Annotated in this window: 17 protein-coding genes; 9 read left to right on the top strand and 8 right to left on the bottom strand. The window is 68.0% G+C overall.

Annotated elements, in window-relative coordinates; all coding sequences use genetic code 11:
• Positions 1–93 precede the first annotated feature (93 nt).
• Both HNQ67_RS00570 and HNQ67_RS00565 read left to right on the top strand, forming a co-directional pair.
• Positions 94–1,617 (top strand): HWE histidine kinase domain-containing protein, encoded by a 1,524-nt coding sequence (locus HNQ67_RS00570; RefSeq protein WP_183251351.1) that lies wholly within the window; start codon positions 94–96, stop codon positions 1,615–1,617.
• Complete coding sequence (locus HNQ67_RS00565) at positions 1,614–1,991, top strand: response regulator (RefSeq protein ID WP_183251349.1); 378 nt, start codon at positions 1,614–1,616, stop codon at positions 1,989–1,991. The genes HNQ67_RS00570 and HNQ67_RS00565 overlap by 4 nt, the downstream gene beginning before the upstream one ends.
• A 58-nt stretch (positions 1,992–2,049) precedes the next feature.
• Here the strand turns inward: HNQ67_RS00565 and HNQ67_RS00560 are convergent, their stop codons facing one another.
• The 3 genes from HNQ67_RS00560 to queF form a co-directional block, all read right to left on the bottom strand.
• Positions 2,050–3,657 carry a phytoene desaturase family protein gene (locus tag HNQ67_RS00560; RefSeq protein ID WP_183251347.1) on the bottom strand — a complete coding sequence of 536 codons (1,608 nt, stop codon included), beginning with the start codon at positions 3,655–3,657 and terminating at the stop codon, positions 2,050–2,052.
• Positions 3,658–3,682: 25 nt separating this feature from the next.
• Positions 3,683–4,555 (bottom strand): DUF817 domain-containing protein, encoded by an 873-nt coding sequence (locus HNQ67_RS00555; protein ID WP_183251345.1) that lies wholly within the window; start codon positions 4,553–4,555, stop codon positions 3,683–3,685.
• A gap of 71 nt (positions 4,556–4,626) precedes the next feature.
• Entirely contained in the window at positions 4,627–5,088 is a 462-nt protein-coding gene (gene queF, locus HNQ67_RS00550) for a preQ(1) synthase (RefSeq protein ID WP_183251342.1), read from the bottom strand.
• Positions 5,089–5,197: 109 nt separating this feature from the next.
• On the opposite strand from queF, the gene HNQ67_RS00545 reads away from it, so the two are divergent.
• The 7 genes from HNQ67_RS00545 (at position 5,198) to HNQ67_RS00515 (ending at position 9,108) form a co-directional block, all read left to right on the top strand.
• Positions 5,198–6,124, top strand: a complete 927-nt coding sequence (locus tag HNQ67_RS00545; RefSeq protein WP_183251340.1) for an NAD(P)H-dependent flavin oxidoreductase — start codon at positions 5,198–5,200, stop codon at positions 6,122–6,124.
• 46 nt (positions 6,125–6,170) lie between these two features.
• Positions 6,171–6,860 (top strand): TorF family putative porin, encoded by a 690-nt coding sequence (locus tag HNQ67_RS00540; RefSeq protein WP_183251339.1) that lies wholly within the window; start codon positions 6,171–6,173, stop codon positions 6,858–6,860.
• A 38-nt stretch (positions 6,861–6,898) separates the two neighbouring features.
• Positions 6,899–7,129 (top strand): hypothetical protein, encoded by a 231-nt coding sequence (locus HNQ67_RS00535; protein ID WP_183251337.1) that lies wholly within the window; start codon positions 6,899–6,901, stop codon positions 7,127–7,129.
• Positions 7,130–7,294: 165 nt separating this feature from the next.
• A complete protein-coding gene (locus HNQ67_RS00530; protein WP_168049003.1) occupies positions 7,295–7,507 on the top strand; it encodes a cold-shock protein in 213 nt (70 codons plus the stop codon).
• Positions 7,508–7,712: 205 nt separating this feature from the next.
• Complete coding sequence (locus HNQ67_RS00525) at positions 7,713–8,327, top strand: fasciclin domain-containing protein (RefSeq protein ID WP_246347385.1); 615 nt, start codon at positions 7,713–7,715, stop codon at positions 8,325–8,327.
• Between the two features lie 226 nt (positions 8,328–8,553).
• Positions 8,554–8,766 carry a cold-shock protein gene (locus HNQ67_RS00520; protein ID WP_183251334.1) on the top strand — a complete coding sequence of 71 codons (213 nt, stop codon included), beginning with the start codon at positions 8,554–8,556 and terminating at the stop codon, positions 8,764–8,766.
• A gap of 78 nt (positions 8,767–8,844) precedes the next feature.
• Positions 8,845–9,108 carry a hypothetical protein gene (locus HNQ67_RS00515; protein ID WP_183251332.1) on the top strand — a complete coding sequence of 88 codons (264 nt, stop codon included), beginning with the start codon at positions 8,845–8,847 and terminating at the stop codon, positions 9,106–9,108.
• A gap of 182 nt (positions 9,109–9,290) precedes the next feature.
• On the opposite strand, the gene HNQ67_RS00510 is transcribed toward HNQ67_RS00515, so the two are convergent.
• From HNQ67_RS00510 to HNQ67_RS00490, 5 genes are read right to left on the bottom strand one after another with little or no spacing between them, the layout of a single operon-like run.
• A complete protein-coding gene (locus HNQ67_RS00510) occupies positions 9,291–10,454 on the bottom strand; it encodes a cystathionine gamma-synthase (protein ID WP_183251330.1) in 1,164 nt (387 codons plus the stop codon).
• Positions 10,451–11,200 carry a dienelactone hydrolase family protein gene (locus tag HNQ67_RS00505; RefSeq protein WP_183251328.1) on the bottom strand — a complete coding sequence of 250 codons (750 nt, stop codon included), beginning with the start codon at positions 11,198–11,200 and terminating at the stop codon, positions 10,451–10,453. The genes HNQ67_RS00510 and HNQ67_RS00505 overlap by 4 nt, the downstream gene beginning before the upstream one ends.
• Positions 11,187–11,990, bottom strand: coding sequence for an alpha/beta hydrolase family protein (locus HNQ67_RS00500; RefSeq protein ID WP_183251325.1), 804 nt, complete (start codon positions 11,988–11,990; stop codon positions 11,187–11,189). The genes HNQ67_RS00505 and HNQ67_RS00500 overlap by 14 nt, the downstream gene beginning before the upstream one ends.
• Before the next feature lie 4 nt (positions 11,991–11,994).
• The gene (locus HNQ67_RS00495; protein ID WP_183251323.1) at positions 11,995–12,747 is read right to left on the bottom strand and encodes an alpha/beta hydrolase family protein; all 753 of its coding nucleotides are present in this window, start codon (positions 12,745–12,747) and stop codon (positions 11,995–11,997) included.
• A 4-nt stretch (positions 12,748–12,751) separates the two neighbouring features.
• Positions 12,752–14,155 carry a pyridoxal-phosphate dependent enzyme gene (locus HNQ67_RS00490; protein ID WP_183251320.1) on the bottom strand — a complete coding sequence of 468 codons (1,404 nt, stop codon included), beginning with the start codon at positions 14,153–14,155 and terminating at the stop codon, positions 12,752–12,754.
• Positions 14,156–14,191: the final 36 nt, after the last annotated feature.

Below are 14,191 nucleotides of genomic sequence, written 5' to 3'. Positions count from 1 at the left end.
CCGCCCTCCCCCAATCCTGAAAATCGCCCGGGGGCCCGATTGCGTGAAACCGACACGCCCGCAAGGCGTTACAGCGGACCGGCAGGGGCGGGGATGGGATTGAAGGAACTGTTTAAATCGGGCGACCTGACGGTCGATCTGGCGAGCGTGTTCGACGCCTCGCCCAATCCCTATGTGTTGCTCACGCCCGACCTGCGGATCGCGGGCATGAATCAGGCCTATCTCAACGTCACCGGCGCGACCCGCGAGGCCATCCTCGGCAAGCCACTGTTCGACGCCTTCGATTCCGGGCCTGGTGAAGACGCCCCGGAAAACGTCCGGCAGGTGAAGGCCTCGCTTGAAAAGGCTCGCGACACCGGCCAGCGCGACCATCTCGCGGTCGTCCGCTTTTCGATCGCCCGCCGGCAGGCGAACGGCGCTGACACGTTCGAAGACCGGTTCTGGAGCGCCACCCATACGCCGATCTTCGATGACGCCGGCGAGGTGGTCTTTCTTCTCCAGCACACCACCGACATCACGGAACTCGAGACGTTACGCAATCGCGGACGAACCGCGACCGAGGCAAGCGCGCTCGACAGCGTGGTGAGCGGAGCTGTGCTCGGCCGCGCCGAGCAGGTCCAGGAAGACAACCGGCGGCTGGAGACCGAACGGAATCAGCTTGTCGAGCTGTTCATGCAGGCGCCCGGGTTCATCGCTGTGCTGTCCGGCCCGGACCACGTATTCCAGATGCACAACATGGCCTACGCCCAATTGATCGGCCATCGCGACATCGCCGGCAAGCCATTGGTCGAGGCCCTGCCCGAGATAGAAAGTCAGGGCTTCATACCTCTCCTCGACACCGTGTTGGCGACCGGCGAGCCGTTCGAGGGCCGGAGCCTCGGCGTCCAGCTCCAACGCTCGCCCGACGCTCCCCTCGAAACGGTCTGGGTCGACTTCATCTTTCAGCCGATCCGCGACGCGGATGGCCAGACCATCGGCGTTTTCGTCCAGGGCCATGAGGTGACGGAGTCCGTCCTCGCGGACGAGCGTCAGAAGCTCATGATCGACGAGCTGAACCATCGGGTGAAGAACACCCTCGCCACCGTGCAGTCGATCGCCATGCAGACCGCCCGGTCGCACGCGGATCCGCGGACTTTCGCCGAGGGGTTCCAGGCGCGTCTGCTGGCGCTGTCGCACACCCACGACCTGCTGACCCGCAGAAACTGGGAAGGCGCCGATCTCGGCGACATCCTGCAGCATGAAACCGAGGCCCACGGCGCCAGCCGGGTCTCGACCAACGGTCCGCGCGTGGCTCTGGCGCCGGCCGCGGCCCTGTCGCTGGGCATGATCTTCCACGAACTGGCCACCAATGCCGCCAAGTACGGGGCCCTGTCCGCTCAGGACGGCCGGGTTCTCGTCGACTGGTCCATAGCCGACCCGACCCGCCCCCGGCTCAAGCTGGTCTGGCGAGAAACCGGCGGCCCCCCGGTCACCGCCCCGGATCGGAAGGGCTTTGGCAGTCGCCTGATCGAACGAAATGTCCGCCATGATCTGGCCGGAGAGATCGAACTCGACTACCCCAGCGGCGGCTTGACCGTCACAATTTCAGTACCATTGGAGAGGGAGCCGGACCTATGACCCAGGCGATCGCAGGCCGCCGCGTTCTGGTCGTGGAGGACGAATCCCTCGTCGCCATGCTGCTGGAGACCATCCTCGAGGACATGGGCTGCGTCCCCGTCGGCCCCGCGGCCACGGTCGACGAGGGCCTCCGGCTGTCGGGCGCTGAGGAACCGCTCGACGCCGCCCTGCTGGACGTCAATGTCGCCGGCAAACAGGTCTTTCCGGTCGCCCAGGCGCTGAAGGCGCGCGGCGTGCCCTTCGTCTTCTCGACCGGCTACGGCGAGGGCGGCTTGCCCGACGAATGGCGCGGCCAACCCACTCTTCAGAAACCCTTCACCGAGGCCGCCGTCCGCGACGCCCTGATGACGGCTATGGGTCTGGCGGACGTCTGAAGGCAGGGGCGAGAGACGAGGGGCGAGGGTGAAAGAACAGCCCCGCGTCGCGCTCCGCTTACTCGCCCCTCGCCCCTGGACCCCACCTTCCCAGATCCTTCGCCACCGCTCGCGCCGCATTATGCCCCGGCGCGCCGGTGACGCCGCCGCCGGGGTGCGCCCCCGACCCGCACAGATACAGCCCCGGAACCGGCATGCGGTGATCGGCGTGGCCCAGCACGGGTCGGGCGCTGAACAATTGATCCAGCGTCAGCCGCCCGTGGAAAATGTCGCCCCCGACCAGGCCGAAGCGCCGTTCCAGATCACGCGGCCCCAGCGCCAGCCGCCCGACCACCGACGCCTTGAACCCCGGGGCGTGGGCGTCGACCGTGTCGATCATCAGGTCGGCCACCGTGTCGCGGTGTTCGTCGCCCAGCGTTGGATCGACATGCTGGCAGAACAGGCTGGCGACATGCTGGCCGGGCGGCGCCAGGCTGTCGTCGAGAGTCGAGGGGATCAGCATCTCGACGATCGGCTTCGACGACCAGCCGTTCAGGCGCGCCTCGGCGTGGGCCCGGTCCATATAGGCCAGCGACGGCGCGATGATGATCCCGGCGGTCAGGTGGTCCCCCTGCCCCGGCAGGCTGGTGAAGTTCGGCAGCTTCGACAGGGCCACATTCATGCGGAAGGTGCCCGACCCCGACTGATAGTTCGCGATCCGCTCGCGGAAGTCCGCCGGGACCACGGCGTCATCCACCAGGGTTTCGAACAGCAGCCGTGGGTGCAGGTTGGACACGACGGCCCGCGCCCGCACTACGTCGCCGCCCGCGGTCACCGCACCCACGGCCCGGCCCTTCTCGGTCAGCACCTCGGCGACGGCCGTCTCCAGCCGCACCTCGACGCCCAGTTCCGCGCAGGCGCTGGCCATCGCCTGGGTGATCGCCCCCATGCCGCCGAGCGCGTGGCCCCAGACGCCCTTGCGCCCGTTCACCTCGCCAAACACATGGTGCAGCAGCACATAGGCCGAGCCCGGCGTATATGGGCTGGCGTAGTTGCCCACGACGCTATCGAAGCCGAACAGCGCCTTGATCGGATCGCTCTCGAACCAGCCGTCCAGCCAGTCGCCCGCCGACTTGGCGAACAGGTCCAGCAGGTCGCGCCGCCCCTGTGTGTCCAGCCCCGCCGCCTGTTTGCCCAGCGACGCGCCCTTTACGAGCTCCGGCAGCATGGCCATCCAGCCGCCCTCGATTACATTGGGCGGCGCCTTCAGGATCCAGTCGCGCAGGATCGCTGCGATGACTTCCAGCCGCCGCTCGTAGTGCGGCAACCGCTCGGCGTCCCTCGCCGAGAACTTCGCGACCTGGCCCTGCGTCCGCCCCTCGCCCGCCAGGAGATAGCGGCCGTCGTCGAACGGCAGGAAGTTCGAGACCTTGCGCTCGACCACGGTCAGCCCGTGCCGGGCCAGCTCCATGTCGGCGATGACCTTGGGATTGAGCAGGCTGACGGTGTAGCTGGCGGTCGAGTTGCGGAAGCCCGGATGGAACTCCTCCGTCACCGCCGCGCCGCCGACCACAGACCGCCGCTCCAGCATCGTCACCTTCAGCCCGACCTTCGCCAGATAGAAGGCGCAGACGAGGCCGTTGTGGCCCCCGCCGAGGACGACGACGTCGGTGGTGGTTGTGGTCATGGAGCCTCCGCTTTCGCTCCGTCTATCACGGCTGCCGCGGCCGGGCAGACTCCTCCTCCGGCCTGTGCACCAACGACACCAGCACCAGGCTGATCATCATCAACAGGAACCAGCTGCCGAGCTTGGCCAACGACACCGGCTCCCAGCCGTCGTCCTGCCCCGGATAGGCCCAGGCCTGCGCCCACGTCCCGATATTCTCGGCCAGCCAGATGAACAGGGCTACGAGAAAGAAACCGACCAGAAACGGCATCGACCGCCGTCGCCGGTCCGGGGTGAAATAGAACCAGCCCCGCCCGAACAGCACCGCCGTCATGGCGAACAGTCCCAGCCGCCCATCCGGCAGCCAGTGATGGGCGAAGAAGTTGACGTAGATCGCCGCCGCCAGCGCCCAGGTCGTCCACAGCGGCGGATAGTGGCGGAAGCGGATGTCCAGGATACGCCAGATCCGCGCAATGTAGCTGCCCACCGCCGCATACATGAAGCCGGAGAAAAGAGGCACTTCGCCGATCCGCAGCAACGACGGCTCCGGGTAGATCCACGACCCCGCCGAGGTCTTGAACAGCTCCATGACCGTGCCAACGACATGGAAGACGAGGATGACCCGCGCCTCCTCCCAACTCTCCAGCCTCAGCGCCAGCATCCCCGCCTGGATGGCCACCGCGCCCAGCACCAGAAAGTCGTAGCGCGCGACCGGCGCCGGCTCCGGCCACCACAGCTTCGTCACGATCAGCAGCGCCAGCATCAGCCCGCCGAACAGACAGGCCCAGCCCTGCTTGATCCCGAACATCAGGAACTCGAACCCGTACCGGCTCCACGCCCGCTGGTCGGCCCACGCCTGCAACCGCCCCAGCCAGTGACGGCCCCATATTTCGAGCGGCAGGCGGCGCGGTTCGGTCATGGGGGCCAGCTAGGCCGATGCGGCCGTCCCGCGCATGAGCAAATCCTGAGGAATTGGCGCGGCGGGTGAATTCACCCCCGCCCGCGATACGTCGGCACGCCCTGGTCGGGCAACCACAGCCCCTCGGGCGCCGCGCCGGTCTGCCAGAAGACGTCGATGGGGATGCCGCCGCGCGGGTACCAGTAGCCCCCGATCCTCAGCCATTGCGGCTTCAAAAGGTCGACCAGCCTCTTTCCGATGGCCACGGTGCAGTCCTCGTGAAAGGCGCCGTGGTTGCGGAAGCTGGTCAGGTACAGCTTCAGCGATTTCGACTCGACCAGCCACTCGCCCGGCGCATAGTCGATGACGATATGGGCGAAGTCGGGCTGGCCCGTCACCGGGCACAGGCTGGTGAACTCCGGCGCCGTGAACCGCGTCAGATAGAGCGTGTCGGCGTGAGGGTTCGGCACCCGCTCCAGCACGGCGGTCTCCGGGCTCGTCGGCGCGGCGGTCATTTGGCCCAGTTGGTGCAGGCCCGAGGTGTCGGTGGTCATGGAGGCGATGTAGCCGGTTCACCGGGCGACGTCATCTTGGCCCCTCGAAGGATTTGCCTTCCCCCGCGACAGCCCGCTATCCGTAGCGAAAGACAACGGGGAGGATCTCATGGCCATTCCGGCATCGCTGCAAAAAGGTCTCAAGCTGCCGGTCATCGCCGCGCCGATGTTCCTCGTCTCGGGCCCCGATCTGGTCGTCGAGTGCTGCAACAACGGGGTCATCGGCGCCTTCCCGTCGCTGAACCAGCGCACCACCGAGGGCTACCGGGAGTGGCTGCACGACATCAAGGGCCGCCTGACCCCCGACGCCGCCGCCTTCGGCGTCAACCACATCGTCCATCCGACCAACCCCCGGCTGATGGCCGACATGATGGTCTCGGTCGAGGAGAAGGTGCCGCTGATCATCACCTCGCTGGGCGCGGTCCGCGACGTGGTCGATGCGGTGCACGGCTATGGCGGCGTGGTTTTCCACGACATCGCCAACGTCCGCCACGCCCGCAAGGCGGCCCAGGCCGGGGTCGACGGCCTGATCCTCGTGGCCAACGGCGCCGGCGGCCATGCCGGGGTGGTGAACCCCTTCGCCCTGGTCGAGGAGGTGCGCACCTTCTTCGACGGGACCATCATCCTGTCCGGTTGCCTGTCGACCGGCCGCGACGTCGCCGCCGCCACGATGATGGGCGCCGATTTCGCCTATATGGGCACCCGCTTCATCTCGACGACCGAGAGCCAGGCCCAGGCCGAATACAAGCAGATGATCGTCGACGCCGGCGCCTCGGACATCACCTACACCCCCGCCGTATCGGGCATCCCGGCCAACTTCCTGACCCCCTCCCTGGTCGCCAACGGAATCGACCCGAAGTCCCTGCCCGAGCACAAACTCGACATGGCCGACGAGGCCAAGGCCTGGAAGACCGTCTGGTCCGCCGGCCAGGGCGCGGGCGCGGTTCATGACATTCTGCCGACCGCCGATCTTGTCGGGCGGCTTCGGGACGAATATGCGGAGGCCTGCGCCGTTTTCGACAAGAAGCGGTTCTAGACCGGCCCGCTTCAGGGCCCTCCGCCCCCCATTCGAAGCGACCCCGATGATCCGCACCCTGCCGACCGCCGCCGCCCTCGCCCTTCTGGCCCTCGCCGCCCCCGCCGCCGCCCAGGACGCGACCGGCGCGTGGACCTTCGTGGCGGGCGCCGCCACCGACAACCGCTCCAAGGCCGCCTCCAAATCCGACGGCGACGCCTTCGTCTGGGGAGAGGCCGAGTGGGAAAGCGCCTCAGGCCTGCTTTACGCCGGGCCGTCGTTCGAGACGATCAAGTCGTCCGGCTCGGAACTCGAGGTCGCTCTCAACGCCGGCGTGCGGCCGGAATTCGCCGGCTTCGACCTCGATCTCAACGTCAAACACAAGTGGCAGATCGACGCTGATCCGGGCGCCGACGCCGACGCCTGGGAGTTCACCGCCGACGTGAAGCGCTCGATCGGCCCCGCCAGCGGCCGCATCCGCCTGCAGTATTCGCCCGATAGCACCGGAGCGACCGAGGCCTGGACCTGGGCCGAGGCCCGGCTGGGCTGGGACTTTACCGACAAGCTCTATGCCTCCGCCGCCGTCGGCCGGCGCGAGCAGGACAACAACATCGACTACACCGGCTATGACGTCGGCCTGAACTACGCCCTGACCCGCAACCTGGAGGCGGAACTGCGTTGGTACGGTACGGACGCCGACGTTCCCGGCGAACAATACGCCGATAGTTTGGTCGCCGGCCTCAGTCTCGCCTTCTGAGGCTCGCAATCTCGCCCGATCATGCCTATCTGAAAGGCATGACTCACCGACCGACCACACTCGAACGCGCCTATGAACTCGCCCGCGAGGGGCGCTGCCGCACCGTCAGCGACATCAAGCAGGCCCTTTCGTCCGAGGGTTTCGACCGCATCCAGGACTCTCTCTACGGCCCCAGCCTGAGCGCAGCCCTGCGCAAGCTGTGCCAGGAGCATTACGTCGCCCCCGCCGAACAGGCGGCCGGCCATACCGCGGAAGACGCCGCGAGCTGAGCTTCGCCGCCTTGCTTTCGTCACCGGAAGAGTCCACAACTCCAGCGTCGATCTCTCTGCGAAACGCCACCCTCTGCTTTCGCACTGAGGTCTAGCCGCTCCTTTCAGACCCGACAGGCTCCAGGGGCTCTTCCCTGAAGCCAACTGCTAACGGAGGTCCTGAAAATGGCTACCGGCACTGTGAAATGGTTCAACGGCACCAAGGGCTACGGCTTCATCCAGCCTGACGACGGCGGCAAGGACGTGTTCGTCCACATCTCGGCCGTCGAACAGGCGGGCCTGCGCGGCCTCGATGAAAACCAGAAGGTTTCCTACGAAATCGAGCGCGACAAGCGTTCGGGCAAGGAATCCGCTGGTCAGCTGAAGACCGAGGGCTGATTTCAGGCGCCGGTCTCCGGCGCGTGATTTCGAACGGCGGCGGGGCTCCGGCCCCGCCGCCGTTTTGCTGTCCGGGGTCAGCCCTACGAATGAACGTCCGGGGCGGATGGCCCGGTGTGGCCAGTAGCCGCGGTTCTGATCCGTCCGCGCCCCCCGTTCGTCTCCAGTCCTGAGCCGTATCAACGGCCGCTCAGGAGAGACACAAATGAAATTCACCGCTAACCGCACCCTGCTCGTCGCCGGCGTCGCCGCCACCGCCATGTTCGCCAGCGCCTGCTCGAACGCCGCGGAAACCCCCGCTCCGGAACCCGCCGACGCCGCGTCGGCCCCGGCCCAGGATGTCCCCATGGTCGGCGGCGCGGCCATGTATCCGAACAAGACTATCGTCGAAAACGCCGTCAACTCGGCCGATCACACGACCCTTGTCGCCGCCGTGACCGCCGCCGGCCTGGTCGAGACCCTGTCCGGCCCGGGTCCGTTCACCGTCTTCGCCCCGACCGACGCCGCCTTCGCCAAACTGCCGGCCGGCACGGTCGAAAGCCTCGTCCAGCCCGCCAACAAGGCGACCCTGACCAGGATCCTGACCTACCATGTGGTGTCCGGCCGGATCGCCGCAGCCGACCTGATCCAGCAGATCCAGGCCGGCGGCGGCAGCGCCCGGCTGACCACCGTCGAGGGCGGAACCCTGACCGCCTCCCTGCGCGGCTCCTCGGTGATCCTCACCGACGAAAAGGGTGGCGAAGCCACCGTCACCCAGGCCGATGTGTTCCAGTCCAATGGCGTCATCCACGTCACCGACACCGTCTCCATGCCCGACTAGTGGAGACCAGCCCCGGGCCGCCGTTCCTCCTTCCCGGCGGCCCGGGGGCGTTTCCGCTCCGCTCTTGCTATTCGGGCCGGAAGCGCCCACCTGATAAGCGTCGATCTCTCTGCGAAACGCTGCTGCCCTTTGCATCGCGCACCGAGGTCCAAAGCCGATCCCATTCAGACCCGACAGGCCGACCCGGAACTCTTCCGGCGGTCAACTGCTAGCGGAGGTCCTGAAAATGGCTACCGGCACTGTGAAATGGTACAACTCCACCAAGGGCTATGGCTTCATCGCCCCTGACGACGGCGGCAAGGATGTGTTTGTCCACGCTTCGGCCGTCGAGGTCTCGGACCTGGGTTCGCTCAACGAAAACCAGAAGGTCTCCTACGAGGTCGAACGCGACGCGCGCTCGGGCAAGGAATCCGCCGGTCGCCTGAAGGCCGCCGAATAGGTTTCGAATGACGGGAGGGCCGGCCGCCGATCACGGCGCCGGCCCGACCACCCCTTCCCCGCCTTCCGGAGACCGCCGATGACCCCGCTTGCCGACATGATCCCCGCCATGAGCGATCCTGACCTGAAGGCCCTGCGCGCCAACGCCGCCCGCCTGTCGGAAGCCGGCACGCCGGCCCAGATGACGGCGGCCGGTGATATCCTGCCCCTGATCGACGCCGAAACCGCCCGCCGCGCCGCCGCGCCCAAGTCGGTCGCCGAACCGAAGAAGCGCGCCCCGGCGAAGAAGAAGGCCGTCCCCGCCACCGGCCACCAGACCGCGCTGCCCGGCAAGGCGGCCTGAACCTACCCTCCTGTCCCGTCTTGCGCCGGCAAACCGTGCAGCGGCCCAGACCGGGGACCCGGCGGCGCGCGAGGGCGACCTTGTGGGGATGCCGGTGCTCCCAACAGCCTGGCCGAACAGATCGCCTTCGGCGGCGATCGATATTGCCCGAGCGTGACGAGGGTGGACCGTTGGGCCGGCCCCTACCCCAGCGCCTGATCCAGGTCCGCGATCAGGTCCTCGACCTCCTCCACGCCCACCGACAGCCGGATCAGGTTCTCCGTCACGCCGCCGGCCTCTCGCACCTCTTTCGGCACGCTCGCATGGGTCATGATGGCCGGGTGGTTGACCAGACTCTCCACCCCGCCCAGCGACTCCGCCAGGGTGAAGACCTGCACCCGCTCCAGCACCTGACGCGTGCGCGCCAGATCACCGTCGATGATCGCCGTGACCATGCCGCCGAAGCGCCCGTTCATCTGCGTCGCCGCCAGATCGTGCTGCGGATGGCTGATCAGGCCCGGATAGATCACCTTGGCGACGCCCTTGCGGTCTTCCAGCCAGCGGGCGACAGCCAGGGCGTTCTCGTTATGCGCCTTCATGCGCAGGCCCAGCGTCTTCAGCCCGCGGTTGGCGAGGAAGGCGTCGAACGGCCCCATGATGCCGCCGACCGAGTTCTGGAGAAACTTGATCTCCTTCGCCAGCTCCGGGTCCCCGGTGACCAGCGCCCCGCCGATGATGTCCGAATGGCCGTTCAGATATTTGGTCGCCGAATGCATCACCACGTCGGCGCCCAGTTTCAGCGGCTGCTGGCTGAACGGCGTCGCGAAGGTGTTGTCGACCACCAGCTTGAGCCCGTGCGCCTTCGCGATCCTGGACAGGCCGGCGATGTCGGCCAGCTTCATCAGCGGATTGGTCGGCGTCTCGGCCCAGATCATCCGGGTCTTCGGCGTGATCGCCGCCTCGACCGCCGCCAGATCGCTCAGGTCGACGTAGGCGAAGTCCAGACCCATCGAGCGCCGCCGCACCCGCTCAAACAACCGCCAGGACCCGCCGTACAGGTCGTCGCCGGTGACGATGTGCGACCCCGCGTCCAGCAGCTCCAGCGCCGTCGAGGTCGCCGCCATGCCGCTGGCGAAGCCGAAGCCGTGCGTGCCGCCCTCAAGGTCCGCCAGACAGGCCTCGAACGCCTCCCGCGTCGGGTTCTTTCCGCGGGCGTATTCATAGCCCTTGTTCACGCCCGGGCTTTCCTGGGCATAGGTGGAGGTGGCGTAGATCGGCGTCATCACCGCGCCCGTCGTCGGGTCGGGCCGCTGACCGGCGTGGATGGCGCGGGTCGAGAAACCCTGGCTGTTCTTCAGCGAACTCATGCGGTGTCCTGATCGATGCGGCCGATGTTGCCGCTGTAAAACTCGGCCGAGCGGGCGAAGATCTCGGCCCACTCGCGTGGTCTGAACAGATGGCCGGCCCCGGCGATCACTTCAACCCGTACGTTGATGTCATGGTCGCGCAGGAAGCGGGCCCACGCTGCCGTATTGCGCGGCAGCACGTGGTCGTCGTTCTCGGCCCGGATGACCAGCACCGGTATCCGCCGCCGGGGCACGCGCGGCGTATAGACGTCCGTCCCGCCAGCCAGCCCGATCGCCGCCGCCGCCCTGCTGTTACCCAGAGCCCCGTCGACGGCGACATAGGACCCCAACGAGTAGCCGAACATCGCCGTCCTGCGTCGGTCTACGCCCCGGTCGATGAACCAGTCGATGGCGTGCTCGCCGACGTCGCGCCATGCCTCCATCATCCGCTCGGGCCGGATCCCGTCGTCGGGAAAGGCGTCGGTATAGAGCGGCGTCAGCACCTGGTAGCCCTCGCCCGCGAACCGCATGGCCAGCTCGTGCCAGGGGCCGCGGTTCCTGATCCGCCCGCCCGAGCCGTGCATCATCACGATGGCGGCGCGCCGCCCCTCGCCGACCGGCCGGTAGTGTATGGCCCGGATGGTCTTGCCATGGCTGTCGAAGGTCATGCCCTCGTAGGTCGGCGTCGGCAGGACCGGCTCCTGCGCCCGGACCGCCCCCGCCAGCCCCGCCGCTGCGGCGCCGGCCAGCAGGCTACGCCGGTCCATCGCCTGCCTCCCTCCGGTTCTCGAGGAAGGCGCGGGTCGTTCTGAACGCCTCGCACCAGGTCGGCAGGTCGTACTGGTGGCCGTCGAAGGCCAGCTCCCGGACCTCTACAGTCGCCCCCGCCTCGCGCAGCGCTTCCGCCAGACGCAGTGTCGAGCGCACCGGCACGGCCTCGTCGCGCCGCGCGTGCAATAAAAGAACCGACAGGTCCCGTCCGGCGACGCTGCCCTCGACCGCCCCGCCTCCGGCCACCAGGATCGCCGACCGCACGCCGCTGCCCTCGGCTGTGGCCGCATCGGCCCCGACCGCCGCGCCGCGCGAATAGCCCCACAGCGCCACCCGATCGCGGGCCATGCCCGGCTCGGCCGACAGGGCCTCGGCGGCGTCCAGCGCCGCCTGCCGCCACGCTCGCGCCACTGCGGTCCGCCGCCGCGCATCGGGGTCAGCCGCGTCGAAATAGGCCGGCAGGATGACCCGGTAACCCCGCGACGCCAGCTGGATGGCGTGAGCGTCGAAAAGGATCGAGTTCATCTCGAAGCCCGTGCCGCCGTGCAGCAGCACGAGGCCCTCGCCGTTGGCCTCTCCCCGGGGGGTATAGAGGTGGGCCCGGATGGTCCGCCCGCGGCTGTCGAAGGTGATCGACTCCCGCATCGCCCGGACCGGCGCGTCGTCCGTGCAGCCCGGCACGCCGACCTGCGCCTGGGCCAGGACGGTTGACGGCCCGCTCCCCAGCATCGCGGTAAGGCCGATCAGCGCCAGTGCCGACCGGCGGAGCGCCCGATCCGTGGTCATGACCTCAAGCTCCTTCCCCGACCAGGGCGCGCTCCAGAAAGGCCCGCGTCCGTCCGAACACGTCGCACCAGGTCGGACCATCGAAGCCATGCCCATCCCAGTCCAGAGCCTGAACCTCCACCATCGCGCCCCGACGTTGCAAGCCGTCGCCCCAGCGCCGCGTCGACATCGGCGAAATCACCGGATCGGTCCGGGCGTGGATCAGCAGAAGAGGAACCGCCCGCCGGTCCCGGCCCATCTCGCCGCCGTCGAGCCCGGCGGCCAGCGCGACCGCAGCCGCCACGCCCACGCTCTCCATCGCCGCCTCGCCGGACAGGAAGCCGCCGAGCGAATAGCCCCACAGCGCCACCCGATTCGCCTCCACGCCGGGCTGCTGCGCCAGATACGCCGCCCCGTTCCGCGCCACGCCGCGCCAGACGCGCATGTCGCGGCTGGTGCGCCGCTCCCGACCGGGCGCGGCGTCATAGTAGTTCGGGACCAGCACATGGTAGCCTCGAGACGCCAGCTGGACGGCGTGCGGGTCGAAGGTCGTCGCGTCGGCCGCCAACCCCCTCGCGCCGTGCAGCAGCACCACCCCCGCGCCATTCGGCCGCGCCGGGCGATAGATCAGTCCCCGGACCGTGGCCGCGCCGCTGGCGTAGCTGGTCTGCTCCCGTGTCGCCGCGTGGGGAATGTCGTCGGCGCAGGCCGCGCGGGCCGCCGGCGCGAGCGACCAGACCAGCCCCAATACGACGATCAGGAGCCGGCTGCGTCCCATCGGCCTACCGGTTCAAACTCAGGTGATTGATCAGATCGCTTCGCGTGATCAGCCCGACGAAGGTCTCGCCGTCCAGCACGATGGCCACCCGGTCGCGGTCGAACAGCGGGATCAGCGCCTCCAGCGGCTCCGATACCTGCACCGTGTCCAGATCGCGCGTCATCACCGAGCCGACAGGCTTCTTGAACCGCGCCTCGCGGGTGATCTCGTCGGTGTGCATCACCTGGACGATGTCGCTCTCGTCGACGATGCCGACCAGCCGCCCGTCCTCGATCACGGGCAGCTGCGAAACATCCGCCCCCTTCATCCGCTTGAAGGCCGTGTCGAGGGTGTCGTCCGGGCTGATCACCACCACGTCGCCTTTCTCGTATTTGCGCGTGATCAGGTCCGACAGGTCTCCGTGGATCTCGCGTTCGGCAAGCCCTTGGTCGGCCAGCCACGCGTCATTGTAGACCTTGGACAGATATTTCGCCCCCGTGTCGCAGACGAAAGTCACGACCCGCTTCGGCTCGGTCTGCTCGCGACACCAGCGCAGGGCGGCGGCGATCAGGGTGCCCGACGACGATCCCGCCAGCACCCCTTCCTTCAGCAACAGATCGCGCACCGTGGCGATCGCCTCGCCGTCCGGGATGGAATAAGCGCTATCGATCAGATCCATCTCGGCCGTATCCGGCACGAAATTCTGCCCGATGCCCTCGACGGTGTAGCTGCCCTCCGGACCCGGCACGCCCTCGTTGACGATCCCCGCCAGGGTCGAGCCGACCGGGTCCGCAAGGATGATCTTCGCGTCCGAGCCGACGCTCTTCAGATAGCGGCCGATGCCGGTGATCGTGCCGCCCGAGCCGATGCCCGCGACGAAGGCGTCGACCCTGCCGTCCATCTGCTCCCAGATCTCCGGCCCGGTGGTCCTGAAATGCGCCTCGGAGTTGGCGTCGTTGGCGAACTGGTTGACGTAGAATCCGCCCGGGATTTGCTGCGCCAGCCGTTCGGCCATGTCGGTGTAATAGTCGGGATGCCCATGCGGGACGTCCGAACGCGTCAGACGAACATCGGCGCCCATCGCCCTCAAATGCTGGATTTTTTCCTTGGACATCTTGTCCGGAATGACCAGCAGCACCTTATAGCCCTTGGCCTGCCCCACCAGGGTCAGCGCCAGTCCCGTGTTGCCGGCCGTCGCCTCGACGATGGTGCCGCCGGGCTTCAGGAAGCCCTCCCGTTCCGCCGCCGCGATCATCGACAGGGCGATGCGGTCCTTGATGGACCCGCCCGGGTTCTGGGACTCCAGTTTCAGGAACAGTCGGCACGGCCCGGTGTCCAGCTTCGTCACCTCCACCATCGGCGTCTTGCCGATCAGGTCCAGCAGCGAACCGGTGGGTCCTGACAGGACTGGGGCGGGGGCGAGAGACATTCAGATACTCCGTGACGTTCGGCCGGGAAGCTGGCC

Source organism: Brevundimonas basaltis (assembly GCF_014202075.1).
In the GTDB taxonomy this organism is placed as follows: domain Bacteria; phylum Pseudomonadota; class Alphaproteobacteria; order Caulobacterales; family Caulobacteraceae; genus Brevundimonas; species Brevundimonas basaltis.
The sequence above is the reverse complement of the archived record's forward strand: the minus strand, read 5'-3'. Positions and strand labels throughout refer to the sequence as shown.